Annotated in this window: 27 protein-coding genes and 1 pseudogene; 11 read left to right on the forward strand and 17 right to left on the reverse strand. The window is 57.4% G+C overall.

The genetic code is table 11. From position 1 onward, the window contains the following. Positions 1 to 124 precede the first annotated feature (124 nt). On the forward strand, positions 125 to 319 hold the full coding sequence (locus tag AC2FJC_RS09370; protein ID WP_496739286.1) for a DUF1127 domain-containing protein: 195 nt from the start codon (positions 125 to 127) through the stop codon (positions 317 to 319). Positions 320 to 380: 61 nt separating this feature from the next. Here AC2FJC_RS09370 and AC2FJC_RS09375 read toward each other — a convergent pair whose 3' ends face one another. The 10 genes from AC2FJC_RS09375 to regB form a co-directional block, all read right to left on the reverse strand. Continuing rightward, a complete protein-coding gene (locus tag AC2FJC_RS09375; RefSeq protein WP_496739287.1) occupies positions 381 to 743 on the reverse strand; it encodes a Lin0512 family protein in 363 nt (120 codons plus the stop codon). After that, a complete protein-coding gene (locus tag AC2FJC_RS09380; protein ID WP_496739288.1) occupies positions 740 to 1,090 on the reverse strand; it encodes a Lin0512 family protein in 351 nt (116 codons plus the stop codon). Before AC2FJC_RS09380 ends, AC2FJC_RS09375 begins: the two co-directional genes overlap by 4 nt. A gap of 90 nt (positions 1,091 to 1,180) precedes the next feature. Next, a complete protein-coding gene (gene trxA, locus AC2FJC_RS09385) occupies positions 1,181 to 1,501 on the reverse strand; it encodes a thioredoxin (RefSeq protein WP_170410773.1) in 321 nt (106 codons plus the stop codon). Positions 1,502 to 1,561: 60 nt separating this feature from the next. Further along, on the reverse strand, positions 1,562 to 4,921 hold the full coding sequence (gene addA, locus AC2FJC_RS09390; protein ID WP_496739289.1) for a double-strand break repair helicase AddA: 3,360 nt from the start codon (positions 4,919 to 4,921) through the stop codon (positions 1,562 to 1,564). Beyond that, the gene (addB, locus tag AC2FJC_RS09395) at positions 4,918 to 7,845 is read right to left on the reverse strand and encodes a double-strand break repair protein AddB (RefSeq protein ID WP_496739290.1); all 2,928 of its coding nucleotides are present in this window, start codon (positions 7,843 to 7,845) and stop codon (positions 4,918 to 4,920) included. Before addB ends, addA begins: the two co-directional genes overlap by 4 nt. After that, positions 7,838 to 8,524, reverse strand: a complete 687-nt coding sequence (locus AC2FJC_RS09400; protein WP_496739291.1) for a nucleotidyltransferase family protein — start codon at positions 8,522 to 8,524, stop codon at positions 7,838 to 7,840. The genes addB and AC2FJC_RS09400 overlap by 8 nt, the downstream gene beginning before the upstream one ends. Next, on the reverse strand, positions 8,521 to 9,525 hold the full coding sequence (locus AC2FJC_RS09405; RefSeq protein ID WP_496739292.1) for an aminoglycoside phosphotransferase family protein: 1,005 nt from the start codon (positions 9,523 to 9,525) through the stop codon (positions 8,521 to 8,523). The genes AC2FJC_RS09400 and AC2FJC_RS09405 overlap by 4 nt, the downstream gene beginning before the upstream one ends. After that, complete coding sequence (gene tsaE, locus AC2FJC_RS09410; RefSeq protein ID WP_496739293.1) at positions 9,522 to 9,995, reverse strand: tRNA (adenosine(37)-N6)-threonylcarbamoyltransferase complex ATPase subunit type 1 TsaE; 474 nt, start codon at positions 9,993 to 9,995, stop codon at positions 9,522 to 9,524. The genes AC2FJC_RS09405 and tsaE overlap by 4 nt, the downstream gene beginning before the upstream one ends. Positions 9,996 to 10,036: 41 nt before the next feature. Then, complete coding sequence (locus AC2FJC_RS09415) at positions 10,037 to 11,545, reverse strand: PAS-domain containing protein (RefSeq protein WP_496739294.1); 1,509 nt, start codon at positions 11,543 to 11,545, stop codon at positions 10,037 to 10,039. 85 nt (positions 11,546 to 11,630) lie between these two features. Continuing rightward, the gene (gene regB / locus AC2FJC_RS09420) at positions 11,631 to 13,028 is read right to left on the reverse strand and encodes a sensor histidine kinase RegB (protein ID WP_496739295.1); all 1,398 of its coding nucleotides are present in this window, start codon (positions 13,026 to 13,028) and stop codon (positions 11,631 to 11,633) included. A gap of 92 nt (positions 13,029 to 13,120) precedes the next feature. Here regB and AC2FJC_RS09425 point away from each other — a divergent pair, with 92 nt between their 5' ends. The 4 genes from AC2FJC_RS09425 to AC2FJC_RS09440 all read left to right on the forward strand — a co-directional run bounded on the left by AC2FJC_RS09425 (position 13,121) and on the right by AC2FJC_RS09440 (position 15,690). Next, entirely contained in the window at positions 13,121 to 13,741 is a 621-nt protein-coding gene (locus AC2FJC_RS09425) for an SCO family protein (protein ID WP_496739296.1), read from the forward strand. 86 nt (positions 13,742 to 13,827) lie between these two features. Then, the gene (locus tag AC2FJC_RS09430; protein ID WP_058275167.1) at positions 13,828 to 14,382 is read left to right on the forward strand and encodes an ActR/PrrA/RegA family redox response regulator transcription factor; all 555 of its coding nucleotides are present in this window, start codon (positions 13,828 to 13,830) and stop codon (positions 14,380 to 14,382) included. A 72-nt stretch (positions 14,383 to 14,454) separates the two neighbouring features. Next, positions 14,455 to 15,066, forward strand: a complete 612-nt coding sequence (locus AC2FJC_RS09435; protein ID WP_496739297.1) for a hypothetical protein — start codon at positions 14,455 to 14,457, stop codon at positions 15,064 to 15,066. 252 nt (positions 15,067 to 15,318) lie between these two features. Continuing rightward, on the forward strand, positions 15,319 to 15,690 hold the full coding sequence (locus AC2FJC_RS09440; protein ID WP_058275170.1) for a VOC family protein: 372 nt from the start codon (positions 15,319 to 15,321) through the stop codon (positions 15,688 to 15,690). A gap of 176 nt (positions 15,691 to 15,866) precedes the next feature. Here the strand turns inward: AC2FJC_RS09440 and AC2FJC_RS09445 are convergent, their stop codons facing one another. Next, positions 15,867 to 16,394: a CHAP domain-containing protein gene (locus AC2FJC_RS09445; RefSeq protein WP_496726319.1), complete on the reverse strand. Its 528-nt coding sequence runs from the start codon at positions 16,392 to 16,394 to the stop codon at positions 15,867 to 15,869. Between the two features lie 260 nt (positions 16,395 to 16,654). Then, positions 16,655 to 17,248 (reverse strand): HD domain-containing protein, encoded by a 594-nt coding sequence (locus tag AC2FJC_RS09450; RefSeq protein WP_496739298.1) that lies wholly within the window; start codon positions 17,246 to 17,248, stop codon positions 16,655 to 16,657. A gap of 204 nt (positions 17,249 to 17,452) precedes the next feature. On the opposite strand from AC2FJC_RS09450, the gene AC2FJC_RS09455 reads away from it, so the two are divergent. The 3 genes from AC2FJC_RS09455 to AC2FJC_RS09465 all read left to right on the forward strand — a co-directional run bounded on the left by AC2FJC_RS09455 (position 17,453) and on the right by AC2FJC_RS09465 (position 20,024). Continuing rightward, entirely contained in the window at positions 17,453 to 17,767 is a 315-nt protein-coding gene (locus tag AC2FJC_RS09455) for a hypothetical protein (protein ID WP_496739299.1), read from the forward strand. 104 nt (positions 17,768 to 17,871) lie between these two features. After that, positions 17,872 to 19,260, forward strand: a complete 1,389-nt coding sequence (gene ahcY, locus AC2FJC_RS09460) for an adenosylhomocysteinase (protein WP_496739300.1) — start codon at positions 17,872 to 17,874, stop codon at positions 19,258 to 19,260. 14 nt (positions 19,261 to 19,274) lie between these two features. Continuing rightward, positions 19,275 to 20,024 (forward strand): extensin-like domain-containing protein, encoded by a 750-nt coding sequence (locus AC2FJC_RS09465; protein WP_496739301.1) that lies wholly within the window; start codon positions 19,275 to 19,277, stop codon positions 20,022 to 20,024. A 17-nt stretch (positions 20,025 to 20,041) separates the two neighbouring features. On the opposite strand, the gene AC2FJC_RS09470 is transcribed toward AC2FJC_RS09465, so the two are convergent. Continuing rightward, positions 20,042 to 20,689 carry a DUF899 family protein gene (locus tag AC2FJC_RS09470; protein ID WP_496739302.1) on the reverse strand — a complete coding sequence of 216 codons (648 nt, stop codon included), beginning with the start codon at positions 20,687 to 20,689 and terminating at the stop codon, positions 20,042 to 20,044. A 198-nt stretch (positions 20,690 to 20,887) separates the two neighbouring features. On the opposite strand from AC2FJC_RS09470, the gene AC2FJC_RS09475 reads away from it, so the two are divergent. After that, entirely contained in the window at positions 20,888 to 21,229 is a 342-nt protein-coding gene (locus tag AC2FJC_RS09475; protein ID WP_282153670.1) for a DUF2853 family protein, read from the forward strand. Between the two features lie 213 nt (positions 21,230 to 21,442). On the opposite strand, the gene AC2FJC_RS09480 is transcribed toward AC2FJC_RS09475, so the two are convergent. Genes AC2FJC_RS09480 through tsaD form a run of 4 tightly spaced genes read right to left on the reverse strand, consistent with a single transcriptional unit; the run spans position 21,443 to position 24,192 of the window. Continuing rightward, positions 21,443 to 21,865, reverse strand: a complete 423-nt coding sequence (locus tag AC2FJC_RS09480; protein WP_496739303.1) for an EVE domain-containing protein — start codon at positions 21,863 to 21,865, stop codon at positions 21,443 to 21,445. Further along, positions 21,865 to 22,134: a YciI family protein gene (locus AC2FJC_RS09485; RefSeq protein ID WP_496739304.1), complete on the reverse strand. Its 270-nt coding sequence runs from the start codon at positions 22,132 to 22,134 to the stop codon at positions 21,865 to 21,867. Before AC2FJC_RS09485 ends, AC2FJC_RS09480 begins: the two co-directional genes overlap by 1 nt. Before the next feature lies 1 nt (position 22,135). Further along, entirely contained in the window at positions 22,136 to 23,098 is a 963-nt protein-coding gene (locus tag AC2FJC_RS09490; RefSeq protein ID WP_496739305.1) for an NAD(P)H-dependent glycerol-3-phosphate dehydrogenase, read from the reverse strand. Beyond that, the gene (gene tsaD, locus AC2FJC_RS09495; RefSeq protein WP_496739306.1) at positions 23,095 to 24,192 is read right to left on the reverse strand and encodes a tRNA (adenosine(37)-N6)-threonylcarbamoyltransferase complex transferase subunit TsaD; all 1,098 of its coding nucleotides are present in this window, start codon (positions 24,190 to 24,192) and stop codon (positions 23,095 to 23,097) included. The genes AC2FJC_RS09490 and tsaD overlap by 4 nt, the downstream gene beginning before the upstream one ends. A 96-nt stretch (positions 24,193 to 24,288) precedes the next feature. Between tsaD and AC2FJC_RS09500 the strand changes: the two genes are divergently transcribed. Together AC2FJC_RS09500 and AC2FJC_RS09505 are read left to right on the forward strand one after the other, a co-directional pair. After that, positions 24,289 to 25,002 carry a uroporphyrinogen-III synthase gene (locus tag AC2FJC_RS09500; protein ID WP_496739307.1) on the forward strand — a complete coding sequence of 238 codons (714 nt, stop codon included), beginning with the start codon at positions 24,289 to 24,291 and terminating at the stop codon, positions 25,000 to 25,002. Positions 25,003 to 25,056: 54 nt separating this feature from the next. Then, positions 25,057 to 25,266, forward strand: a pseudogene (locus tag AC2FJC_RS09505) (hypothetical protein); the annotation flags it as partial.

Below are 25,266 nucleotides of genomic sequence, written 5' to 3' on the forward strand. Positions count from 1 at the left end.
AAAAGATATGCACAAAACGCAAACCGGGGTTACCAGACCAGCATTTGTGAGTCCCCGCCCGTGGTACTACATGAGGCTTACAACCGACAACGGGTCGGCTGTTTCAGATACAAGGACTGGGAACATGGCAACAACTGCAAACATCCATGCCCCACTCGGAGCAGCTACCATCCTGCACGTAGTGGATGCATTCATCAATGTCTTCGACTCCGCTGTTGAGCGGTACGAAAACCGCAAGACGCGCAATATTCTGTCGGGTCTGACTGACGCACAGCTGGAAGACATCGGCCTGGCGCGCGCGGACATCGCAAAAATCTGATCCCGCAATCAGAACCAGAATTTGAAGCAGCCGCCCGGGTATCCGAGCGGCTTTTTCTTTGTCAGCTTTGCACGTATTTACCAGCCTGATCCGGCAAAAACGCCTCGATCGCGGCTGTGGCGATGACATGGCGCGTGCCCGCGGCGTCATCCACAACATCCAACCCACCCTTGACGGCCCGCACTTCGGCGCGGCCTCTTGGCAGATCGGCGGCGACCCTGTCGCAGTCGACCTGATCAGGGTTTTGTACAGCAATCGTTACCTGCACCCGCATTTCCTTGTGGTCGATGCCAAGTTTGGAAAACAAAGTGATCGATGAATGATGCAGTGCGTCCTGGATGGCGCGGCAGGCGGCTTTGGTGTAGTCCTGACCATAAAGATCGTTGCCGGTACCCATTTCCAGAATGATGCGTTTTTCGGTCATTGAGCGGGCTCCATGTCGAATGAGACGATGACCGCCGCGTTGGCGATCACGGTGCGGCCATCAGTATGGGGCTTATCGATATCCAGACCACCCTGCGTTACCGTGATGTTGGGCTGGCCATAGGGAAAGATCGCCTTCAGCGCCTCGGTCTCGACCTTGTCGGGCTGTTGCACACCCACTTCGGCGTCAATGATCATCGCCTCTTTCGGAAAGTCGAACAGCTCGGCCATGTTTACTGAGTTGTGCCACAGCGCATCCTTGATCGCCCGCAGCGCAGCCTCGGTATAATCCTCGCGCCGCAGGGATGTGCCCATCCCGAATTCCACCAGTACCCGTGTTTTTGCCATTTGCTTTCCCTGTTTGATGGCCCAATTGAGCCAGTCACAAAAAAGGGCGCCCAAATTCGGACGCCCTTGATCAATACCGATCACATCGGATCAGATGGATTCGTCGATCCAGCTTTGCAGTGCGGCCTTGGGTGCTGCACCGGCGCGGTTCGACACAACCTGACCGTCCTTGAAGATGAACAGCGCCGGAATGCCGCGCACGCCCATGGCAGCTGCCGAATTCGGGTTGCTGTCCACGTCCACCTTGGCAATTTTCACCTTGCCGCCGTATTCGTTGGCCAGCTCTTCCAGAGCGGGGCCGATCTGTTTACAGGGGCCGCACCATTCGGCCCAGAAATCCACCACAACGGGGACATCGGAGTTTTTGACTTCGGCGTCAAAGGTATCGTCGGTAACGGCAACGGTCGACATATTCTGTCTCCTGAATGGGGTAAACTCGGGAACTGAACGTAGGGGCCCGTTAATCCAAGGTCAAGATATCTGGGTGCGCGACAATGCATGCGTCACAAGATCGTGTGGCAGCCACATCAGATCTGCTGTTCTGGTCCATAGGATCGCAGTGCGGATTTCGTGGTTCGGATAGACCTGTGACAAGGCGTTGGCATACGCCCCCATTTGCCGCAAAAGCCCCTCAGGACATGTCTCAGCACTGTTGGGAACCGTTGCATTTGTTTTGAAATCAATGACCTGAACCTCGGTATCGGTGACGATCAGTCGGTCGATCACCCCATGCATGCGACGTCCGTTCAGGTCGGCTGTCACGGGCACCTCAGCCAAGGCGTCGGCGGCAAAGACAGGCCGAAGATGCGCGGCAGTCAAAACGTCGCATGCCTCGTCCAGCAAATCTTGCCGTTCCGCGTCCTGCATATCGGGCAGAACCCGTGCGCAAAGCTGCGGCCAGTCTTCCCGCGCAATCGAGGGCAAGTGTTCCAGCAGTAGGTGCAACCGCGTGCCGCGCAGCTTTGCCGCCTCTTCGTCCTGACCTGCATCGCCGGGCAAAGCCTTGGCGCCGCCCAAATCGGAAGGGCTGAGCGTTTCCGCTTCAGGCTGTGGTTGTGTGGCGGGCGACAGGAACGGCGCTGGCAGGCCCGTCACGGCAGTTAAGGTCTCTGCGGACTCAATAATCGGCGATGCGTTCCAATCACCATGTGACAATCGCAGCGTTTCTGAACTGGGCAGCGCCACCGCCCCTGCCCGTTCCATCGCGGCCTGAACCATCTGATACCAGCTGGTCCCATCCTTACCGACATCGCCGGCAGCCGCCACGATCAACCACTTTTCAGCTCGTGTTAGAGCCACGTAAAGCAAGCGAAGCCGCTCATTTTCTTCCCGCGCTCGGGCTTTGTCGCGCGCGCACGCAATCAATGCCGGAGAAGCATCTGCCGGAACTTTCCAAAGCGGTGTGCCTTCGGCCACCATGATCTCGGCATCGCGCGGAGCTTGCCGTTTGCCCGTATCCGGCAGGATTACAATCGGAGCCTCCAACCCCTTGGAACCATGCACCGTCATCACCCGGATCATGTTTCCGACGCCGCTCATCTGCCGTTTGATTTCCAGATCATCGGTCTGCATCCACACCAGAAATCCAGTCAGGCTTGGGATATCTGTGCGCTCATAGGCCAGCGCCTGCGACAGCAACGCGTTGATCCCGTCTTCGGCCTCGGCGCCCAGTCTGCCCAACAGTTTACGACGGCCCTCATGGCGAGTCAGGATGCGTTCGATCAGGTCGTAGGGGCGCAGAAAGTCGATCTGCCCGCGCAGGTCGTTCAGAACGGCCAGTGTTTCAGGGTACTCTTCGGCGCGTTGACGCAGAGCCGCCCAAAGGAACCCTTCTTTGCGCCGATGTGCCAAGTCGAACAACTGTTGTTCGCCCCACCCGAACAGAGGCGATTTCAAAACCGTGGCAAGCGACAAACTATCCTCGGGCGTGGCCAGAAAGCTTAACAGCGCGGCCAGGTCTTTGACCGCCAATTCCGCGCCGACCTTAAGCCGGTCTGCCCCGGCGATCGGCAGTTCAGCGGCCTTGCAGGCGCGGATGATCTCGGCAAACAGGTCCGAACGGCGTTGAACGAGGATCAGAAAATCCCCCGGCTGAACTTTACGCCGCACAAACGCGCCGGGCGTTTCGCCATCCTCAGGGATTGTCTCACCCTGTTCGATCATTGCCTTGATCGACTGCGCCACCTTTTCGGCCAGAATGACGGTGTGATGCCGTGCGCCGGGCCGATCTACCGGATCGGTCCAGTCGGTATCGTCATCGTCTTCGATCTTTTCGACCACGGGCCACAGATCAACTCGGCCCGGCAGATCCGCCTTGAACGCGCGGTGCTGGCTTTCCTTGTGAAACCCGGCCTCAGCGCGGTTTTCAAACAGGATGTCGACCAAGGACAAGATCGCACTGGAGGATCGGAATGAGTATTCTAACGTGGAATCCCACAATTTAGAGCCTGATTCAGAGAGCTTCCGCCCAAACTCAGCCTGCATCAGATCGAATGCCTGCGGATCGGCGCCTTGGAAGGAATAGATCGACTGCTTCTTGTCACCGACCACGAAAATCGTGCGTTCAACCCCGGACCTGGCCCCTTCCCCGCTGGTAAATTCCTGCGCCAGTTTTTCGACCACGTCCCACTGATCGGGGCTGGTATCCTGCGCTTCGTCCACCAGAATGTGGTCGATGCCGCCATCCAGCCGGTACAACACCCATTCGGCAACCGCCGGATCATTCAGCACCTGCCGCGCGCGTAGGATCAGGTCGTCAAAATCTAGCCAGCCGCGTAGTTGCTTGCGCCGCTCATACTCCGGCAAAAACGCCGCAGCGAAGCGGTGCAGCACCATTGTCTTGCGCGCGGCCACCAGGGCCAGCCGATGTTCGCGCGCGGCCTCGACCCGCAGCATCAACGCTTCGAGTTGGGGCATCTGGTCCACCAGCACGTCTTCTCGCAGAGCTTTGGTGGGGAAACTGTTGATTTTGGCCGTAAAGGGTTCTTTGGCGGATTTTCCGGTCAGAAATACACTTTCCAGAATTGGCAGGCTGCTGACGCGAGCCTCGGTAAACGCTGCCAGCTTATCGGCCGCCTTGGCGTTATTGCCGCCGCTTTCGGAAAGCGCCGGCAGGATCGACCGGATCAATTCCACTTCGCTGCCCAGAAACACACGTCCTATCAAAGCGTCTTCATCGAACCCCTCGGCCAGTTCAAACCGCTGCAGCACATCGGCCCATTCCAGCGGCTGCGAAAACAGGTTGCGTTTCTGGGTGATGGCCGCGGTGAGTTTGTCGAACCCGGTATCGGTGACAAACCGGGCGACGTCTTCGATCAGAGTGGCTTGGGGACCTGCGGCAAAATCCTCGACAATCTCTTCGCGCAAAAGGGCAGCTGCGCGATCCTCCATCTCTGAAAATTGCGGGCTGACCCCGGCTTCAAGCGGGAAACGCCGTAGCAGAGAAGCGCAGAACGAGTGGATCGTCTGGATTTTCAGGCCACCGGGTGTTTCGATGGCGCGTGCAAACAACGTTCTGGCCTGTGCCAGCCGTTCGGGGTCGATAACACCCGGAACACCCAGATCGGTCAGTTGGGAAAGAAGGCCGACATCATCCTTCATTGCCCATTGTCCGAGGCGATCAAACAACCGGTTTTGCATCTCGCTGGCGGCAGCCTTGGTGTATGTCAGACAAAGGATATGCTGTGGCTGCACGCCGCCCAACAACAGACGCGCCACCCGATCAGTCAGAACGCGCGTTTTTCCAGAGCCTGCATTGGCCGCCAACCAGGTCGAGGCGTCGGGCCGCGCGGCCTGTACCTGCCGCTCGGTTGCGTCGTTGCGAGCGCTCATGTCAGGTCCTCTGGCGTTGTGTCATCAGTGCGGTCCCATTCTCCGAACCGCGCCAGTTGATCGTAATCGCCCACATCCGAATCCTTGTGCAACATCCGACGGGATGAAAACCCCTGATCAGGCTCTAAATAGGCAGAAACCAACTCTTTGAGCTCGGCCAGAACCTTGTCTGGCGGCTCTTTCGCCAGAGGTGCGGGTACTTCTTTGTAGGTGCCGCCCATGCCGATGAAAATCGCCTCGGCCACGGGAGAAGGGTCGAACCCGTCGATACCGCCCTCTTCGGCCATCGCGGCTTCGATAAGCAACTGTTTGTCGAACTTGGATTGCTGGCTTTCCGTTGGGGGCGCCCCTGTCTTGTAGTCAACTATCCGTAATGCACCGCGCTTGTTGCGATCTATCCTGTCGGCGCGCCCCACGATGGTGAAATCCAGAGGCGTCAGCAAAAGTTTCACCGCCGCCTCGAAGGCGACTGGTCCCCCGTCCCTTCGTCGCGCGATTTCAGCGGCCAGAAAATCATCCGCGATGCGTTCCAACCGCGCCAGCCACTGCTTACGCGCTGTGGGCCACGCAACATGTTGATCCAACAAGGTTTCCGCGCGTTTCAAAAAGTTATCGCGGGTCAACAAGGCTGTGTCCAGAACACTGTCTTTGACGAAATGTTCCAGAATTTCGTGGATCACGATCCCGCGCAACAAGGCATCTGGCGCTTGCACCAAAGGGTCCAGCGGTTTCAGGCGCAGCACATGTTTGGCGTAAATCGCATAAGGATCGCGGATTAGCCGTTTGATTTCCGTCACGCTCAGCCGATTTGGGCGCGATGCCACTGGCGGCCGCGGAGATGGGCGCGTTGCCGGTTCGATATGCGACGCGACTTCAAGCTGTTCCGCCCATTGCAGCCATTGCCGGCCTTTGTTGCGCATTTCTGACAGTGCCTCAGGCCCACCTTGCACTGGCAAGCCGTGCAGTAGGTTCGTAAGGCGGTTCAGCCAGCGTGATGGAACGGTTTCTGCGTCATCGGACCGCTTGGCACGGGTCAGCCAGACCTCGGGCGCGCCGATGGCTTGTTGAAAGTCATGTGCCGACAAGCCGATCCGCCGTTCGGGCAGCAAAAGCCCCGCCTTGTCGCGCATCTGGCGGTTCAGCCAGGGGTCTGGCGCGGCGGCCTCGGGCCAGCTGCCTTCATTTAGGCCGCCCAAGATAAGCAATTCTGCCCCCTGCACGCGCGCCTCGAGCGTGCCCCAGATCATGATGTGTGGATGCGGGGCGTCGCGATCCCGGACCTCTTCGCCCGCGAGCAAAGCACCCAACAGGTCGGCGAAATCATGGGCGGTCATCGGGCCGCCGTGTTGCGCCTCTTTTTCCAGTGCGCTCAGGACGCCTTGCGCCTTTTGGCCTGCGTTCTTGTCCCAGAGCGTGCCTGTTTCCCCTGACGCGCCCGCCGAAATCGCCTCAGCCAAGACGCGCAGCTTGGCAACCCAATCCGTCAATGGGAGTTGGCCCGCGATCTGTTGATCGCAGAAATGGGAGTTTAGCCAACGTACCCAGTCCTCGGGAACTTCTTTGCGGATTGCAAAAGCGGTCAGGCTAGCGCCGTCTGGGAAAGGCGGGCCATGTCGGCGCAAATCTAGTTCAAGGTCCCGCGTGTGCAGCAAATGCGCGCCGCGCTCATCACCATCATGACACAGCGGGTGTTTCAGAAGGGTCAGCAATGCCTCGCCATCCAGACACCGTGCGAAAAGCCCCGCCACGTGACGCAGAAACCGGCCGGGCGGCGATAGTTGCAGCGGTAGACCAGCGCTGTCATCGGGAAGGATGTTCCAGCGATCTAAAGCAGCGCTGACTTGGCGGGTCAGCATCCTGTCAGGTGTGATTAGCGCGGCAGTTTGGCCGGTTTCGGCTGCCTGGCGAAGGCGCAGTGCAATGGCCAGGGCCTCGGACCTGGGCGATTGCGCCTCGACCAGTGTCACGTCCTTTGTGGCGCCATCCAGATCGGTCAGTTGCGGGCCTTCGGACATCCAGGCATCCGTGATCGGCGCTGGGCGTAAAGCCAGCGAAACCAAACGGTTGCGAGCAGGCGAGGGTGGTTGATCATCCGTCCAAGGCATGACCTGATCTGGCTCCAAGCCAAGCTGTGACATCAGCTTTCGGAACCGGTACTGCGGGTGATCTTCCGATGTCAGCGCATCGTCCAACCCGCGCCAAACGCGGTCGGGCTGATCGAAATCATACCCTGGCAGGATCAATGCGCCTTGCGGCAGGCGCGCGACCGCCTCCATCAGCATCAGGGTGGTTCCGCGTGACCCGGTTGACCCGGCAAGGATAACCGGATGCTGCGGCGGAGCGACTTGCCAGCGCTCTATCAGGTTTTCCACCACAAGTCGTTGTCGCGCCTGAACATCCAGCGCGTCATAGCCCGAGTCGATGAAGTGATCAGCAATCCCAATGAACGCCTGCGCGCGAGCCCAATGCCCGGACATGTCACTGACGTCCAATTGCCGGATCGCGTCGGGCGAAACACCTTCGCCCTGCATCTCATCAATCAGCGCAGCTAGGCTGTCGGACAAGTCAAAAAGTGAAGACCGTGCAGCCAGATCAGGCTGTTGTTCCAACAGCTTAGCGATCAACTGCGTCAACTCCAACCTGCGCCGCAGCGGTGGAATTGCAGGAGGTATCTGCGCAAGATCGACGCTTTCGCCCAAATCAGTGACCAGTGTCAGGCGCGGCAACAGGCAAGCCGGGCCATGATCAAACAGATCGCGGACACGCCGGGCCATACGCCTTGTATTGACCACCAGTTGAACGCGCGCCAGCATCTCGGGCGGATGCGCTGCACTGCGATCTTGCAGCCCCTGAACCAGCATTTTCGGGAAGTCCGAACCGGGCGGAACGGCAAAAACGCGCGGAGCTGGGCTGGGTTCAAACATCGGCAATCAACCCCTCGGCTAGTGCAATCCCTTCGGGGTGGCCGACATCGCACCAGCGACCGGGATAGGTGAGGGCAAACAGACGATCCTGCCGCTGCAACTGGTCCCATAGCACGTTAAGTGAGAACGCTTTCTCAGGGATATCCATCAACCCTTCGGATTTCATGATCTGCGCACCGCCATAGATCAAACTGCCGCCGCGCACGATCCGTCCGTTCTCATCTGCTGCGAAGTCGCCTTTGCCCGTGTGTCCGACAGTCTGATCCACCGGTACACACATCAACAGCGCGTCCATGTGATCGGGATTCCACGCCTCGCGGAGCATCGTCAAAGGGTTCGGTCCTGACCAGATCGCGTCTGGGTTCAGGGTGTAAACCGGGTGCGATCCAAGCAGGGGCAAAGCGGCGCGTGTTCCGCCGCCAGTCTCAAGAATCTCCGGCGTTTCATGGGAAAGCAGAACACCTTTTGGGACTAGATGAGCTTCAAGCTGATCTGGCAGATAATGTAGGTTGGCCACGATACGCTTGGGTTGCAGGGCAATCACCAGATCCAACGCGTGATCAATCAGAGGCCGGCCGGCGACCTTGATCAGAGGTTTGGGCCGATTTTCGGTCAATGCGCCCATACGGGTGCCAAACCCGGCTGCAAACAGCATGACGGCTTCGGGGTCTTGGGTCATTTCTGTCGGAGCCTGTCCAGATTTTCAGGGGTGGGTGCGGGCAGGGCGTCGCGCAGCAGGTCTGCGACAGCAACCAGTGCGGGATGTTCCAAATCCCGCATAACATGCGCCCAGGTTGCCGGGATCAGATCGACATAGCTGGGCTTGCCGTATTCGGTTGCCAGACGAGCAAAGACGCCCAGAATGCGCAGGTTTCGCTGTGCGCCCAGAACAGCGTAGGCAGTGCGAAAGTCATGATCATTCACCCCGGTCGCGGCGATATAGCGGTTCACCATTTGCATCTCAGTTCCAAGTGACACATCGCGACGCACGTCCTGCAACAACGATACCAGATCATAGGCCGGATGGCCCAGCATAGCGGTTTGAAAGTCCAACAGACCGGCGCGCTGAACCCCGTCGCGATCCGGCAACCAGATCAGGTTTTCGGCGTGGTAATCGCGCAGCACAACAACTTTGGACCCCGAAGTTTCCCGGTGCAGAATGTCCGAGAACCGGTTTTCGAAACGGTTACGCGCGTCGGCGTCGTGCGTGCCCTGCACGGCCTGCGCGTATTTGGTAAAAGACAACGCGGCCAGCTCGGTCATCAAACTCGGATCATAGGATGGCAAAGACAGGCTTGGCGCGCTGTGCAGGTCGATCAGAACATCCGTTGCAACCTCGTAAAGCGCACGCTCCAAGCTGGGGGTCTGCGCAAGCACGCGCGCGAAGAGGTCGTCACCGAGGTCTTCGAGCAGAAGAAAGCCGTAATGCGTGTCCTCGGCATAAATCTCGGGCGCGCTCAGACCAAGGGACCGCAGGTATTCGGCCATGCGGGCAAAATCTTCGACATTTTCCGCCTTGCCCGGGGGTGAATCCATTAACACCGCCGTCTTGCCGGTTTCCGGATCGGTCAGCCGCTCGTACCGACGGTTCGAGGCATCCCCAGCCAGCGGCGCGTGCTTTGCATTTGACCATTTGGTCTGCGCGATCAACGCTTCGGCCAATACCGCGCGGTTTGTCATGCGGGAATCCTTAGTTTCACGGGCCATTTCGGATCTGACCAGGAAAGGGTCAGATGGCGTGCTTCTGTCATGTTAGGATCTGTTTCGAAAGATATTCTCGCTGCAGACTCCGGCGTCAGCGGGCCCAATTTATCCGGCCATTCAATCAGACAGATTGCGGTTTCGAAAGCCTCGGTCACGCCCAGTTCTTCGACCTCCTCAACCGCGCTCAGGCGATACAGATCGCAGTGCCAGATTTCCCCGGCCGGCGTGTCATAAGCCTGAACCAACGTGAAAGTCGGCGAAGGCACATCTTCGGGCTCGACCATCAGCGATTGGATCAGGCTGCGGGCAAAATGGGTCTTTCCGCTGCCGATCTCGCCCTCAAGCAGTAAGATGTCTCCAGATCTCAATTCTGCACCGAGGCGGGCAGCGAATTCTGCTGTTTCCTCGGGCGAATTCAAAGTGAACGTGCGGGGCGAATTGGTCATGGCGCCACAATGGCCTTGCGCCCGGTTGGCTGCAACCCGGTTCAGGCGCTGATTTGCTGCGCCTCTTGCCGCATCAGCGCATCCCGATCCACCGAGAAACGAACAATGGTGGCCCCGTTCTGCATCGGGCTGACAGTGCACAACACCTGGATACCGTTTCGCAGATAGATCACGCCTGACCATTCCGCGCGATTTTCCCGCGCCTCTACAAAATCGCGAATTTCGCCAAGGATTGGTGTCGCGGTGCAATGTTCCTGCCAGCTTTTGGTCACCTCAAGAACGGAGTCCGCGTCAAAGCCTGCGTCGCCTGTATCACCCCAAAGCTGTTGGTAGGCGAAATTGGTAAAAGCCAGTGTACCATCGTCACTGAAGACGGCGATGGCATCGGCCAGTTTGTCCAGAATGGATTGCATCAGATCCATTTCTGACCGGAACCGACGGGTCAGAGTGATCTCGGCAGTGATGTCCTCGAACAAGAAGGCAACCGCTCCGTCCGGGTGCGGGCGTCCACTGACCGAATAAACCGAGCCCGAGGGCAGGGACCAGGTCTCTTGATAGTTCCCGTCTTCTGCCGCTTCGAGAAGGTCGTTCATCTGACTGCGCCAGCTGCGATAGTTCTTGGGCTCGGGCATCATGTGCTGATCCCGCAGGCGATCGAAAAAGCTGGACAGGCTGGGGCGGCAGCTTAGGAAATCCGGGGGCAGGGTGGTCAGGTCGATCAGGGCCGGGTTGAACAACGCCAACTGACGGTTACGGTCAAAAATAGCCAGCCCGATGGACAATTGCGCAAAGGTCTTGGTCATGGTCTGAACGAATTTGCGCTGCGCCATCTCCGCCTCGACGATTGCGTTGATGTCCACGGCATAAGACAAGTGCCCTTCAGGGTGATCTACCAACGTCAGATCGAACCACAGCTTGTTTTCACTGAACGCCGAAGAAATTGAGACCCGCGCCTTTGCGCTTAGCCGTTGGTCGGCATCGGGGACCGGAAACAATGGTGCGGTCAGGTCCGTGTCCTGATCCCGCACTTTGCGCACCAGCGAAACATAAGCGGCATTGCACCAGCGCACATCGCCTTGATGATCCAACAGCCAGACAGGGTAGGGTGCCTTTTCCATAGCAAGGCGGTTTGGATCATTTGATGCGCTTTGAGGCATCGACGGGCATTCGGTCCTGTCGCGCAGTTGAACGCGTACAATTCCGTCTATCCATTCGCACAGAACATCGCGTTCAACCGTACAATCGATGGCCGGGATGACCAAATTGCCTTCACGCCGGACTCGGTCAGGTGTCTCGGGGAATGTCGGAAAATCCCTGTGTAGCAGTCGGTACAGATCGGCCCAGTCGCGGACCTGCTCGAACCCTTCCAGCGCGATGTCCGAGTGACTGATAAGTCGGTCACCATCAAACAAGAAGGCTGCATCAAACAAGGAGGCAGGTGAGGACAGCCCAAAGTTGTCCCCCCGTTCCCGTCGGCGGGGCAACAGCCACTGCACGGCAAGACTTGCGGAAACAAGGCCGATGATGGCCAGAATGATCCAGTCGACCATGCGCCCTCCGGTGCGCGAAACCAAGAAACTGTACTATGCGCCTTAATGGTTAACGGGGTCTTAACCAATGTTAGCCCGTGTCAGATCAGGTTTGGAACCGTTGGTTTACACCTGAAGGCACAGGCGTATCACCGGTTTGCGCATCCACAAGGTTACGCGGCCAGCTCACTTTGACGATCGCGCCCCGACGTTCGGGGTTATCCGACAGGGTTTGGTAAGGGTCCGATCCGTTGGCGAAATCCAGCTCTGCTCCGCTGCGTTCAAGCAGCGTTTTGGCAATGAAAAGACCCAGACCCATGCCTTCATATTCCGGACGGGTCCTTTTATCGGTCTCACTGCGGCGGCGGCGCATGAAGGGATCGCCGATCCGGCCGATCATCTGCGACGGATATCCACGACCGTCATCCATGATGCTGACGGTGATCTGTTTGGTGGACCATTCCGCCTCGACCCAGACATTTCCGCGCGAAAAATCCACCGCGTTCTGGATCAGGTTGCGCAGGCCGTGAATGATCTCGGGCTTGCGCAGGATCGAGGGCTGCTGCACATCGCCATCCTCGGCCGGGCCTTCGAAGAAATGAACGGTCTTGCCTCGGTTGATATGCGGCTCGGCAGCTTCATGCACCACGGTAGAAAGCGGGGCTTGACGCAGATGCAGGTCGTCTTTGCCCGCCCGGCCCATGTCTCGCAGGATATCGCGGCAACGGTTCGCCTGTTCGCGGATCAGGGCGGCGTCCTCGATAAGGTCGGGCCGGTCATCCAATTCCTCAATCAACTCGGAGCTCGCCAGTTTGATCGTTGCCAGTGGCGTGCCCAGCTCATGCGCGGCGGCGGCGACCACGCCGCCTAGATCGGTCAGCTTCTGTTCGCGTGCAAGCGCCATATGGGTGGCGGCCAGCGCTTCGGACATAGATTGTACCTCTGAGCTGACGCGATGCGAATACGCGCCCAGAAAGACAATTGCGATGACGATTGCGGCCCAGTTTCCGAACAGTAGAATATCTGGGATGTCCAGTTCTGCCCCCAATGCGGTGCGCAAAGGCATGTGGAATTCGGCCAGAAGTGTTGTCAAGGCAATGGCAACGCCGCCGATTATCAGGGTTGACCGGGTGCTCATGACGCTCGCGGAAATCGTGACAGGCCCCACCAGCAACAGCGCAAACGGGTTGTTCAGCCCGCCTGTAAGGTAAAGCAAAATGGTCAGCTGCAGCAGGTCGAACAGTACCATCAGGAAGTTTTCGAACTCGGACAGGCGCTTGTTGCGGGGAAACAGCAGAATTGCAGTCAGATTCCCCATGACCGAGACGCCAATCGCCAGATAGCAAAGCGTTGCGTCCAGCTGGATGTCATAAGTTTGCTGCGCGACGGAGATCGCCGTGATCTGGCCGAAAATGGCCACCCAGCGCAACAAGATCAGTGTGCGTAGCCGAATCCAGCTGCTGCGTTCCTGACCGCGCCATAATGTGATGTTGGAATTTGCCATCGGTCGATTATGTCCTGTTGCATCGGCTGAACTTCTTGATAGGTGTCCCGGCCGAAACGATCAACAACCCCTCTTATGTCAGGATTGATGTCATGGTCCGTCTTTACGCCATCCTCGCAACCGTTGTTCTTGCCGTGGGCCTGGGGGCCATGTGGCTGTTGACGCGCGGTGCCGGATCAGATGACAAGTTCGCACAATGCCGGACCAGTCAGATTGCTGGCGGGACGGCGGCCATCGGCGGGCCTTTTGAACTGCTCAACGGCAAGGGCGAAACAGTCACCGACACCGATGTGATCACCGAGCCGACGCTGGTGTATTTCGGCTATACCTTCTGCCCCGACGTCTGCCCGTTCGATATGTCCCGCAATGCCGAGGCTGTGGACATTCTGGCCGAGCGTGGCCAGTCCGTGACGCCCTTGTTCATTTCAATTGACCCGGATCGCGATACGGCCGAAGTGATGGCCGATTATGCCTTTAACCTGGGCGGCAAGACCATCGCGCTGACCGGCACGCCTGAGCAGGTTAAGGCTGCCAGCAAGGCCTACAAAACTTATTACAAGGCCCATGACAAAAGCGATGAGTACTATCTGGTAGACCACTCGACCTTTACCTATCTTGTCACGCCCGAGGATGGGTTCATCGAATTCTTCAACCGGGACGACACCGCCGAGCAGATGGCCCACAAGGTTGGCTGTTTCCTCGACAAAATCTAGAAAACGACGGGTTGTTTGACCTTTGGGATGGCGCTGCTATTACTCATGGTTAAGCCAAAGGCGTGAAATAGCGGAAAGAACAGAATATGGCGGACAGCTCTGACCTCGACATCGGCCCCGATAAAACGCTGCTTTTGGTGGACGATGACGAACCGTTTCTGAGACGTCTGGCAAAAGCGATGGAAAAACGCGGGTTCGAGGTTGAAACCGCAGGTTCCGTCGCCGCAGGCCGCGCCATTTCCACCGCCCGCCCGCCCGCCTACGCGGTCGTTGACCTGCGTCTCGAAGATGGCAACGGTCTGGATGTGGTCGAAGTTTTGCGCGAAAAGCGCCCCGACAGCCGGGTTGTGGTCCTGACCGGATACGGTGCGATTGCCACCGCCGTTGCTGCGGTCAAGATCGGCGCCACGGATTACCTGTCGAAACCCGCCGACGCCACCGACATCACCAATGCGCTGCTGGCCAAGGGCGACGAACTGCCCCCACCACCAGAAAATCCCATGAGTGCGGACCGCGTCCGTTGGGAGCATATCCAGCGGGTCTATGAGCTGTGCGACCGGAACGTTTCCGAGACCGCACGGCGCCTGAACATGCACCGTCGGACATTGCAGCGGATATTGGCGAAGCGCAGTCCGCGATAAATTAACTTCGCAGAAGATCTCTTTCATTGATTTGCGCTTAAGCAATTTCATGTTCGCTATTGTGAAACTGGTATGTGCCAAAATTGGATTGAAATAATAAAAGATTGGCAGACGCTCGTTGCGGCCTTGATTGCACTAGTTGCCGCCGTATGGACAATAAACACCATGCGAAAACAGATGCTTAATGAAAGTGTCCGGCACGAAAGCCAACTGCATCGCCAAAGAAAGGCTGCTCGTGCGAAAATGCCCGATGCATTGAGTGGATTGAGTGAGTATACCCGTCAAGTGGGAGGGTACTTACTTGGAAGCCAGGACGAACCCCCTAATTCTCCAGCTAGTTATATTGCTACATTGCAGCAAGTTATTGAGCACATTGACGATGATGCAGCGGACAGGACTTTTGAGCTTGTATCTTTGTATCAGGTTCAACACGCCAGAATGACAAATTCAGGAACAAACCTTGATAGTAAATACCACACATATGACGTTGTATTGCTACGGGCATACACCAACAGCCTGTTTGCCTACGCTCGAAATGAAGTACAGGCCGGTCCAAATGAGAAACCATCCCGTGAAGACATGAGGACGGCTAAGCTGAACGTATTTAGACCCGAACTAAGGGGTCAGTATCGGGAAAATTTGGCGGATCTACAAAGCTTGATTGATCAAAGACACGCCGATTAATCCGGTCAAAGCCTTCGCAGCAATACTTCATGCCGCTCCACATACGCCCGCCGCACCTCAACCGGCGGGCGCAACGCGATCGCCAACCCCTCCATCACCGCTTTGTCCGGCCGTCCAAAGTTCTTGGATACCCTGGCCCAGGAAAAGCCTGCAATAGTGCGCCGGTCCTGACAGTTTAGTGACTTGATACCTGGTCCGCTTTGCCCGAGGTTCGGGCAGGGAATTCATCTTTCGTCACAATGGAGTAAATCAATGATCGGCTATGTGACCATCGGCGTTTCGGATTTGGAGCGCGCTAAAAGTTTTTATACGACACTGTTTGCCGACAAGGGCGCAAAGGTTGTGATCGACGCGGGTCGTATCGCTTTCATCGGCAATGACCCATCGGCGCCGATGCTCGCCGTTTGCACACCCTACGATGGCGAAGCCTGCGAGACCGGTAATGGCGGAATGGTTGCTTTTGCAGCTGACTCCAAGGATGAGGCTAAGGCGCTTTACGAGAAGGCAATCAGCCTTGGTGCTACAGATGAAGGAGAACCTGGCCAGCGCGTCCCTGATCGGTTCTACGGCGCTTATGCTCGCGATCTGGACGGCAACAAGCTGTGTTTCTACGTCTTCGGTTAAAGCTGATTCAGCAGAACCTCATGCCGATCCATAAGCGCCCGCCTTAACTGAACAGGCGGGCGTACTCGATTGGCACCTTTTCCTTATGGCCTTGTAGTGGATTTTGACGAACCGCAAACCGCGATTACACGCAATGAACTTGGGTGGATCTGAGCAGTAGACCGTTCAGAGGACTCTCATTTAGGTGGATTGCCAGAGTCCGGATAAATGAACCCGTTCACGGGGTACAAACTGCCATATTGACCCGGAAGGCTTTCGACCCGAACCAAGGTCCAGTCATTGTGCTTGGATACGTCTTTGACGCCCATTTTCAGGGACACCTTGTTGCGATGCCAGTTGGCGTGGTTCACGATGACTTCCCGATCGGTGACAACATCTGACACGACAGCCACATGGCCAAGCGGCATCCCGCGGGTTGCCCGAAACGACATCACCGCACCCACGACCGGCTCATTGCCGCGGCCAAAAGAACTGCGCGCCTTGCCCCACCAATCCTTTGCGTTGCCGCGAATTTCGATACCGCTGAGGCTGCGTGCGTAGGGAACACACCATACTCTTTGCCCCCGCGCCTGCTTTTGAGAGACCTCGCGCAACGCCATTGACTGACGTTCCGGATCAAGTTCCACATCGGTTGGGTTGTGCGAGCAGGCAGAAATCAGACTAAAGAGCCCAACCGCAAGCGCGGTTCGGGTTTTGCCGGACAAGCGGGGCCAGGTCGTATTCGTATTGCGTATGTCGTTGTTCAAGAAGCTTCACTGCCCGTTCGAAGACAAGCATGTTTTAGGGTGATCCGATGGGTTGTGAAAAGAGGCCTGCGAATACGCGGCAAGATTTTGCCGGTTCTCTGTTACATGATTGAAACACTGGTTGAGCTTTTAACTGTACCCATATCCTGCAGGTTGAGTACAGGCTTGCGCAGGCTTTTCCCTTGGGATGAGAACCGACAGTGGATGAGACCGGTATTTTATAGCGAGGATATCAACGCCTCATGCCGCGCCATAAACGCTTCTCGAACCTCAACCGGAGGTCTGAGCGTTATTTGCAAGCCCTCCATCACGGTCTGATCGGGCCGACCAAAGAACTTTGTCGCCTCATCCTCGGAAAACCCGGAAATCTGGGTCGCTTCCATCCATGCGCTGATCTTGTCGGCCTTCTTGATCTGCCGTTTCACCGTTTTCGGCACCTCGGCGGGTAATCCGAACCGGATATGAATCGCCGCCGCCAGACGGTCATCCAGCGCACCGTAATCCGGGCCAACGGCGGACTTGACGGGTGAGATCATGTCTCCGATCACATATTCCGGCGCATCGTGTAACAGCGCGGCCAATCGCCACTTCACGGGTGCTTTGGGGGAAATCCGGCCGAAAAGCTCTTCAACCAGAAGGGAGTGCTCGGCTACGGAATAGGCAAAATCACCTGCTGTCTGACCGTTCCAGCGGGCCACAAAGGCCAGACCGTGCGCGATATCTTCGATCTCGATATCCACTGGCGTCGGGTCCAGCAAATCCAGCCTGCGACCGGATAGCATTCGCTGCCATGCTCTGGGTTGTGTTGCCATTCTGCCATGCCTTGTGAACTAGGACACGTTAACTTCGCGCTTTTGTGCTATGATGTACCTGTCTGGATCACAGGCTGCCAACAATTTATTGAGCTTTCGTGCTTTGAACCTGCACGTTTTGATCCCGACATATGGACTGAGGGGGGCGTACTCCTTTCAGTTGTGCCCCTCTCGAAATGAAACGCGTATCGATAGGAGCATGTTATGTTCAAACGTCTATTTGCTATAACCCTGACCTTCGGCATGGCCGCCACTGCGCCACCTGCCTTCGCCAAAAGCTGTGCACAGCGCGAACATGTGATCGCCAAACTGCAGGACAGTTATTCAGAAGAACTGGTCTTTGGCGGATTGCAGAAAACGCAGGGCGCACGGGCTGTTATGGAGGTTTGGACCTCGAAGGCAACCGGAAGCTATACGGTTCTGGTGACCCAGGCGAACGGCATTAGTTGTATTGTCGCCGTTGGCACAGATTTTTTTGAAGCGATACCAAAGATAGAGCTAAAGGGTGAACCAAGTTGATTTGAGCCGCAGGTTCACACGGTTTTCGGCCATTTGCGTTGCCACCTGCCCCAAGGAATGCTAGGGGCTGCCCGGACTATGATTTACCGGAAATGGAGCACCTGATGGCCGGGGACTATATCGTTAAAGACATTTCATTGGCTGGGTTTGGCCGCAAAGAGCTGGACATCGCCGAAACCGAGATGCCGGGCCTGATGTCCCTGCGTTCAGAATATGGCGAAAGCAAACCTCTGGCGGGTGCCCGTATCGTCGGTTCGCTGCACATGACCATCCAGACAGCTGTTCTGATCGAAACTCTGGTCGCGCTGGGCGCGGATGTACGCTGGGCGTCGTGCAACATCTTCTCGACCCAGGACCACGCGGCGGCCGCAATTGCCGAGGCTGGCATTCCGGTTTTTGCTATCAAAGGTCAGACGCTGGAAGAGCACTGGGATTATCTGGACAAGTCCTTCCTGTTCGAAGACGGCCCGAACATGATCCTGGACGATGGCGGCGACGCGACATTGTACATTCTGCTGGGCGCACGTGCCGAAGCGGGTGAGGACATCATCACTGTTCCGACATCCGAAGAAGAAGAAGTCATTAAAGCTCAGATTGCCAAGCGCATGGCAGCATCGCCGGGCTGGTTCACCAAGATGCGCGACCAGATTCAGGGCGTGTCCGAGGAAACCACCACCGGTGTGAACCGCCTGTATCAGCTGGTGAAAGATGGCCAGCTGCCATTCCCGGCGATCAATGTGAACGATAGCGTCACCAAGTCGAAGTTTGACAACAAATACGGCTGTAAGGAATCGCTGGTCGACGGCATCCGCCGCGCCACTGACACCATGATGGCCGGCAAGGTTGCCGTAGTCTGCGGTTACGGTGACGTTGGAAAAGGCTCGGCCGCGTCGCTGCGCGGTGCTGGTGCCCGTGTGAAAGTGACCGAAGTTGACCCGATCTGCGCCCTGCAGGCCGCGATGGACGGTTTCGAAGTCACGCTGTTGGAAGACGAAGTCGCATCTGCCGACATCTTCATCACCACCACCGGCAACAAGGACGTGATCCGCATCGAACATATGCGCGAGATGAAGGACATGGCGATCGTCGGCAACATTGGTCACTTCGACAACGAGATTCAGGTGGCCAGCCTGAAGAACCACAAGTGGACCAACATCAAAGAACAGGTGGACATGATCGAATTGCCCTCGGGCAATCGCATCATTCTGCTGTCCGAAGGCCGTCTGCTGAACCTTGGTAACGCGACCGGTCACCCGTCTTTCGTTATGTCGGCCTCGTTCACCAACCAGGTTCTGGCGCAGATCGAGCTGTTCACCAAGGGCGACCAGTACAACAACGACGTCTACATCCTGCCCAAGCATCTGGATGAGAAGGTCGCGCGTTTGCATCTGGATCGTATCGGCGTGAAGCTGACCAAGATGGACAACGAGCAGGCGTCTTACATTGGTGTGAAGCCCGAAGGCCCCTACAAGCCGGAACATTACCGTTATTGAGTGCGAAAGAACGCATGAGTAAACACTCCGGACGCCGCCGATTCCTGTTATCGGCGGCGTCTTTTGTTTTTAGTATCGCCGTTGTAGCCATCCTGTTCGGAGGGGGCGGATGGTGGTTGCTGGCGCACCCGGAAACACCCGTGCCATCGCATTGGAACCCCCTGCGAGAGCTGAAAGTCACCGCGCCAGTCACGCCAATCACCCGGTTTCAGCTTAATCGCGCGCTAGCGAACGAAGTACAGTGCCGCGCCACCTTGGCAGACGCCGGCGCGAACTTTGAGGCGATGGATGATCTGGTCGTGGATGAGAATTGCGGCATCACCGGGCGCGGCCTGTTGTCTGCGCTGGTGACAGCGGATGTAAATGCGGTCGAAACCAGTTGCGCGACCACTCTGCGGCTGGCCATGTGGGAACATCATGTAATTCAACCCGCTGCGAGAGATCTTTTGGGCACGCAGGTCAGTCGCTTGCGGCATGTGGGCAGTTACAATTGCCGCCAGATGCGTACCGCTCAGGGTCAGAGCAGTGGTTGGAGTAGCCATGCCAAGGCGGATTCCATCGATATTGTTGGTTTGCAATTCGCGGATGGGCGCAGTCTGACATTGCTATCCGATTGGGGCGACGAAGGACCTGAAGGTCAATTTCTGCACCAGATCTGGCGCGGCGCATGTGATTGGTTTCGTGTGGTATTGGGTCCTGATTTCAATCGCTTGCACGCGGACCACTTTCATCTACAGGGTCCCGGATGGGGTTATTGCCGATAGGTTATCTTGGCGGGTGTTTAACGCAGGGACGGAAAGAAATCTCCGCGTCCTTGTGGTGTGAAATCCAGAATATTCCACAGCGGCCACGCCGCATCCACGTGCCGCGGATGCCAGTCACTGGGCTCGAAGAACAGCTCAGAACTCCAGAAATGGCTTATGCCGTCCGCATCGCGCTGAAAGATGTTCAGGATCGGCAGTTGGCTTCCATCCTCGGCCTCAGCCAGATAGTCGCGCTGATAGTCTGTGCCCAATGCAGAATAAAGCGGTAGATCATCCCACGACATATCCGCTTTCAGCGCTGCCAGTCTTTCACAGGTGCTCTGGGCCACGACCGCAAAGGCGATTTTTTGGGAAATATGGGCGATCTGTCCATTCAGGCCGTCAAGAAAGGCAGAGCACATCGGGCAAGGTGCCTCTGCATCCGGCCCGTACATAAGCGAATATATAGCCAAGGTGTCATGTGATCCGAACAGGGACGACAACGGGGTCGGCGCACCCCGGTCTGATCGAAAGGCATAGTCCCGCGGAATTGCCCCGCCTTTGGGCAAACTACGACGCAGCTTTGCAACATTTTCAATCTGAGCCCGCAGTTCGGCTTCAGCCGACAGCAAGGTGTTTCGTGCGGTTCTGTATTGCGAAGTTTCGTTAGGTAGCGACACGGGCATTGTTACCTCCTGGTTCCGGAGCGAGCATTATATTTAACTTTATTGTTAAATAAAGGGCCATCAAAATCAAGCCTCAGATCAAACCGGCAGGGTTTAGGGGGAATGCCGCTAATTTTTCCCTTTGTGCAAATTCCCGCTCCCGTTACCGTGTCTGCGGCGCTGGTAAGGCCAAAAACGAGTTTCAACCGGGAGATAACCATGGGAAAACGCGACGACCTGATCGCTAAATATGCCGAGGACCTGAAGTCCAAATGCGGTATGGACGCAGATATGGATCTGCTGACCAAAGTCACAATCGGCTGTGGCCCTGCAATTTATGACGCCGACGCATCGACAGTCGCGGCAACTCAGGAAGGTGAGTTGGAAACGGTCAAGAACAATTTCCTCATCAAAAAGCTGGGCCTGTCGGACGGACCCGAACTGATGGAAGCGATCAACAAGGCCCTTGAGACCTATGGTATGTCCGAGCGCAACAAATACCGCGCCGTCGTGTATTACATGCTGACCAAGCATTTCGGCAAAGAGGCTGTTTACGGCTGATCCCGCCACACCTTTTTTGCAGCGCCCGTCAGATCCCTGGCGGGCGTTTCCAATTTTAGGTACTTGCGGTTTGAACTGCGCCGCAAGGATCGGCTAGTGTCAGCACGTGACCAGGACGGTCAGAGCCAAAATTTCCATACGCGTGTGGTGAGTCGGGAGCACGCGGGGTAGGGAAGGTTCTGCATCTGTCAGGGCCTTCCCTTTAATTTCGTATTAAGTGGCCTGCGTGCCGCCCAGATCGCAGATCACCTGCCATTCCGCCTCGCTGACCGGCTGAACAGACAGGCGAGAGTTTTTGACCAGCACCATTTCCCCCAAACGTTCGTCAGCCTTGATCTGGTCCAGCGTGACGGGGGTTGCAAACGGGCGAATGGCCTTGATGTCCACACATTCCCAACGCTCATCATCCGTGGTGCTGTCGGGGTGCACTTCAGCGCAGACCTCGACAATACCAACAATCGCCTTGTCCTTTTGCGAGTGGTAGAAGAACCCGCGATCGCCAACTGCCATCTGGCGCATGAAATTGCGCGCCTGATAGTTGCGCACGCCGTCCCATTCTTCGCCCGCATCCCCTTTTGCAACCTGCTGGTCCCAACCCCAGGTCGATGGTTCGGATTTGAACAGCCAGTACGCCATCAGCCTATGACCTTTTTCCACGCAATCAGGTCAACCGATTGGAACAACCCGGCTTTTGCATAAGGATCGTTGTCCGCCCAATTTTGCGCGGCGGCCATGTCTTCGACCTCCAGAATGATCAAAGAGCCGATCATTGCGTCGCCGTCCAGCAGCGGACCCGCCTGCGCAACGACACCCGTTTCCTCAATATAGGCCAGGTGGGCAGTGCGATTGTCCAGCCGGGTTTGCAGCGCGCCGTCCTTGTCACGGGCGATGAGAGCGATCAGCATATTATTCCTCCTTCAGGGGTCGGTTGAGCAGGGCTCGGATAGCTTCGGTCACACTGTAGGCGCCACTGCTAAGGTCTGCCACCGTTGTACTGATGGGCATGTCCAGCCCCTCAGCGGTGGCAATTTCCGTCATGGCCCGCGCTGTGGCGACCCCTTCAACAGTGGTGTGGGTATCGAACTGGATATTCCGACCCAATGACAGGCCAAAGCGATAGTTTCGGGACAGTTCGGACGAGCAAGTCAGGACCAGATCCCCCAATCCAGACAATCCCATAAGCGTATCGGGTCGCGCCCCGCGCATCAGCGCAAAGCGCTGCATTTCTGCAAACCCGCGTGTCATTAAAGCGGCGCGCGCGCTGTCGCCCAACCCGGCCCCGATTGCAGCGCCACATCCAATGGCGATCACGTTTTTTAAAGCACCGCCCAATTCCGCCCCAACCATGTCGGTGGTTCGATAAAGGCGCAGGTTGGCAGTGGTCAGGTCGTGTTGCAACGTCAGGCTCAGCGAGTCATCTGCGCAGGCCAAGGTTAGCGCCGTTGGCAGTCCGCGTGCAATGTCGTCGGCAAAGCTGGGCCCGGTCAGCAGGGCGGGTCGCGCATCCGGGATCGTTTGCTGGATCACTGAAATCGGCCCAAGCCCGGACGATAGCTCGATACCCTTGCAGCACGCCACCAAGGTTTTTCCGGCCAGATCAGAGGCCTGCGCTTGCAAGGCATCGCGCAATTTTTGCATGGGGACAGCTATCAGCAGAACATCAGCCTTGGTCGCCTGATCGATGTTCGAAGTCACCGTGATATCAGCAGGCAAAGACACGCCAGGCAAACGCTGAGTGTTTTCACGCGCTGTTTGCATATGCTGGGCCTGATCCTGATCTCGAGACCACAGCGTAACCGGCCCGTTCCCGGCCAGTGAAATGGCCAGGCTCGTGCCGAATGCGCCAGATCCCAGAACGGAAACGCTCATGCCTTGGCGCCTTTCTTGCCGCCGCCCAGCATCGCGGGGCTGGTTTTATCCAGCGGCCAGCGTGGACGAGCCGTCAGGTCCAGCCCATCGCGTGCGCCCAGGCGAAACCGTTCCATCCCGGCATAGGCGATCATGGCGGCATTGTCGGTGCACAGGTTGAGCGGCGGTGCGGTAAAGCGCGCGCCTTTTTCTGCACAAACAGTCTCTAATGCGGACCGAATAGCGGTATTGGCGGCCACACCACCTGCGACGGCAATAACCGGGTCTGTAGGGTTTTCCTCAAGATACCTGTCAATCGCGCGGCGGGTTTTCTCGGCCAGAGTATCGACGATGGCTTGTTGGAACCCGGCGCACAAATCGGCGCGGTCCTGACGGGTCAGACCGCCCTTTTCGGCAACAATCTGATCCCGCATCCGCATCAACGCGGTTTTCAGCCCCGAAAAGGAGAGGTCACATCCCGGCCGATCCAGCAGAGGTCGGGGAAACCGGAAACGCTTGGGATCGCCAGAACGTGCTTCAGTCTCCACAGAAGGACCGCCGGGTTGCGACAGGCCTAGCAGGCGGGCGGTTTTGTCGAACGCCTCGCCGGGGGCATCGTCTATTGTTCCGCCCAGTCGCGTAAATTGTTCCGGCCCGTGCGCGATCAGATACTGACAGTGCCCGCCTGAAACCAACAACATCAGATAGGGAAACGCGATACTATCCGTCAGGCGCGGCGTCAGCGCATGACCCGCCAGATGGTTTACGCCTATCAGGGGAAGCCCGGTCGCGGCACTCAGCCCCTTGGCGCACATGACGCCGGACATGACCCCGCCGATCAGGCCGGGACCCGCAGTGACGGCGATCGCATCCATATCGGCCAGTGTCAGTCCTGCAGCCTCTAACGCCTGCACCACGCAAATATCCAGCTTTTCGGCATGGGCCCGCGCTGCGATTTCGGGCACTACGCCGCCAAATGCGCTGTGCAGCTCGGTTTGACCGTGAACGATAGACGACAGAACCTCGGCACCCGCACCATCGGATTGGCGCACAACAGCGGCGGCCGTGTCATCACAGCTGCTTTCCAATCCAAGAACGGTAAGTGTTTGCACCATAGGCCTGATCCGTTGCATCATGACACTCAAGCGGGGTATCACCCTGCGCGGACGCAAACAATCCCAAGGCCGAAGGCCCCGCCATTGTATTTGTTGATGACCCGCCCTCGCGCCGCCTCTGAAAGGTTTGTGGCACAGCTGTCGGACCGCGTCAGGTCGCGGGTGGATGTCATCTATTCTCCGATCCTGGAAATCCGACCCCTGAGGGTTGCGGTCGAAACGGACGGAATTCGCGGTTTGATCTTTACTTCGGCCAACTCGGTCAATGCCGCCGCGTCGCTGGGCGTTAAGCCCGATCTGCCCGCCTATTGTGTTGGTCCGGCGACCACTGGAACCGCCAAAGGGGCTGGATGGGATGCATTGATGGTGGGTAATACCGCCGAAGAACTGGGGGCCTACCTGTTGAAACACCGGCCTGAAAGCCCGTTGCTGCATCTCAGGGGTGAACATACGCGGGGAAATGTTGCCGGGCGTCTGACCGAATCGGGGCTGACGGTTCACGAACAGATTGTTTATCAACAGCGCCTGTTACCGCTGACATCCGAAGCGGCTGCGGCCACATCCGGTGACAGACCTGTTCTCGCACCGCTGTTTTCGCCCCGAACGGCGCGACAATTTGCCGAAATTTGGACCGGAACCGCGCCCTTGTGGCTGGTTGCCATTAGCGAAGCCACGGCCGAGCCCCTTTATTCCTTGGACTATGAGCGCCTGAAGATCGCCAAAGAGCCGACACCCAAGAAAATGCGGAAAGCCGTGAAAAAGCTTGTCAAACACGCGATGCGGGTTGAGCGTGGAGAGACCACTGATTAACTTAGAGCGGTCTGTTATTCATATGAAATTGGATTCGATAAGGGGAACGTCGCGGTGGCTCGTAAGAAAAAAACCGATCAAAAGCCGGTGGAAGACCCCAAGTCGGACGAAACAGTTGAATTCACCTCGCAGCGTGATGAGACAGTCGTTGACGCGGATGAGCCGCTAGAAAAGGCTCTTTCCGAAGCCGAAGCCGAAGCCGAAGCCGAAGCCGAAGCCGAAGCCGAAGCCGAAGCCGAAGCCGAAGCCGAAGCCGAAGCCGAA

Source organism: Ruegeria sp. CDSB117 (assembly GCF_059611005.1).

What these genes read in the sequence shown, in the direction of transcription:
- AC2FJC_RS09370 (WP_496739286.1), top strand. Translation starts at nt 125, where the DNA reads ATGGCAACAACTGCAAACATCCATGCCCCACTCGGAGCAGCTACCATC.
- AC2FJC_RS09375 (WP_496739287.1), bottom strand. Translation starts at nt 743, where the DNA reads ATGACCGAAAAACGCATCATTCTGGAAATGGGTACCGGCAACGATCTT.
- AC2FJC_RS09380 (WP_496739288.1), bottom strand. Translation starts at nt 1,090, where the DNA reads ATGGCAAAAACACGGGTACTGGTGGAATTCGGGATGGGCACATCCCTG.
- trxA (WP_170410773.1), bottom strand. Translation starts at nt 1,501, where the DNA reads ATGTCGACCGTTGCCGTTACCGACGATACCTTTGACGCCGAAGTCAAA.
- addA (WP_496739289.1), bottom strand. Translation starts at nt 4,921, where the DNA reads ATGAGCGCTCGCAACGACGCAACCGAGCGGCAGGTACAGGCCGCGCGG.
- addB (WP_496739290.1), bottom strand. Translation starts at nt 7,845, where the DNA reads ATGTTTGAACCCAGCCCAGCTCCGCGCGTTTTTGCCGTTCCGCCCGGT.
- AC2FJC_RS09400 (WP_496739291.1), bottom strand. Translation starts at nt 8,524, where the DNA reads ATGACCCAAGACCCCGAAGCCGTCATGCTGTTTGCAGCCGGGTTTGGC.
- AC2FJC_RS09405 (WP_496739292.1), bottom strand. Translation starts at nt 9,525, where the DNA reads ATGACAAACCGCGCGGTATTGGCCGAAGCGTTGATCGCGCAGACCAAA.
- tsaE (WP_496739293.1), bottom strand. Translation starts at nt 9,995, where the DNA reads ATGACCAATTCGCCCCGCACGTTCACTTTGAATTCGCCCGAGGAAACA.
- AC2FJC_RS09415 (WP_496739294.1), bottom strand. Translation starts at nt 11,545, where the DNA reads ATGGTCGACTGGATCATTCTGGCCATCATCGGCCTTGTTTCCGCAAGT.
- regB (WP_496739295.1), bottom strand. Translation starts at nt 13,028, where the DNA reads ATGGCAAATTCCAACATCACATTATGGCGCGGTCAGGAACGCAGCAGC.
- AC2FJC_RS09425 (WP_496739296.1), top strand. Translation starts at nt 13,121, where the DNA reads ATGGTCCGTCTTTACGCCATCCTCGCAACCGTTGTTCTTGCCGTGGGC.
- AC2FJC_RS09430 (WP_058275167.1), top strand. Translation starts at nt 13,828, where the DNA reads ATGGCGGACAGCTCTGACCTCGACATCGGCCCCGATAAAACGCTGCTT.
- AC2FJC_RS09435 (WP_496739297.1), top strand. Translation starts at nt 14,455, where the DNA reads ATGTGCCAAAATTGGATTGAAATAATAAAAGATTGGCAGACGCTCGTT.
- AC2FJC_RS09440 (WP_058275170.1), top strand. Translation starts at nt 15,319, where the DNA reads ATGATCGGCTATGTGACCATCGGCGTTTCGGATTTGGAGCGCGCTAAA.
- AC2FJC_RS09450 (WP_496739298.1), bottom strand. Translation starts at nt 17,248, where the DNA reads ATGGCAACACAACCCAGAGCATGGCAGCGAATGCTATCCGGTCGCAGG.
- AC2FJC_RS09455 (WP_496739299.1), top strand. Translation starts at nt 17,453, where the DNA reads ATGTTCAAACGTCTATTTGCTATAACCCTGACCTTCGGCATGGCCGCC.
- ahcY (WP_496739300.1), top strand. Translation starts at nt 17,872, where the DNA reads ATGGCCGGGGACTATATCGTTAAAGACATTTCATTGGCTGGGTTTGGC.
- AC2FJC_RS09465 (WP_496739301.1), top strand. Translation starts at nt 19,275, where the DNA reads ATGAGTAAACACTCCGGACGCCGCCGATTCCTGTTATCGGCGGCGTCT.
- AC2FJC_RS09470 (WP_496739302.1), bottom strand. Translation starts at nt 20,689, where the DNA reads ATGCCCGTGTCGCTACCTAACGAAACTTCGCAATACAGAACCGCACGA.
- AC2FJC_RS09475 (WP_282153670.1), top strand. Translation starts at nt 20,888, where the DNA reads ATGGGAAAACGCGACGACCTGATCGCTAAATATGCCGAGGACCTGAAG.
- AC2FJC_RS09480 (WP_496739303.1), bottom strand. Translation starts at nt 21,865, where the DNA reads ATGGCGTACTGGCTGTTCAAATCCGAACCATCGACCTGGGGTTGGGAC.
- AC2FJC_RS09485 (WP_496739304.1), bottom strand. Translation starts at nt 22,134, where the DNA reads ATGCTGATCGCTCTCATCGCCCGTGACAAGGACGGCGCGCTGCAAACC.
- AC2FJC_RS09490 (WP_496739305.1), bottom strand. Translation starts at nt 23,098, where the DNA reads ATGAGCGTTTCCGTTCTGGGATCTGGCGCATTCGGCACGAGCCTGGCC.
- tsaD (WP_496739306.1), bottom strand. Translation starts at nt 24,192, where the DNA reads ATGGTGCAAACACTTACCGTTCTTGGATTGGAAAGCAGCTGTGATGAC.
- AC2FJC_RS09500 (WP_496739307.1), top strand. Translation starts at nt 24,289, where the DNA reads ATGACCCGCCCTCGCGCCGCCTCTGAAAGGTTTGTGGCACAGCTGTCG.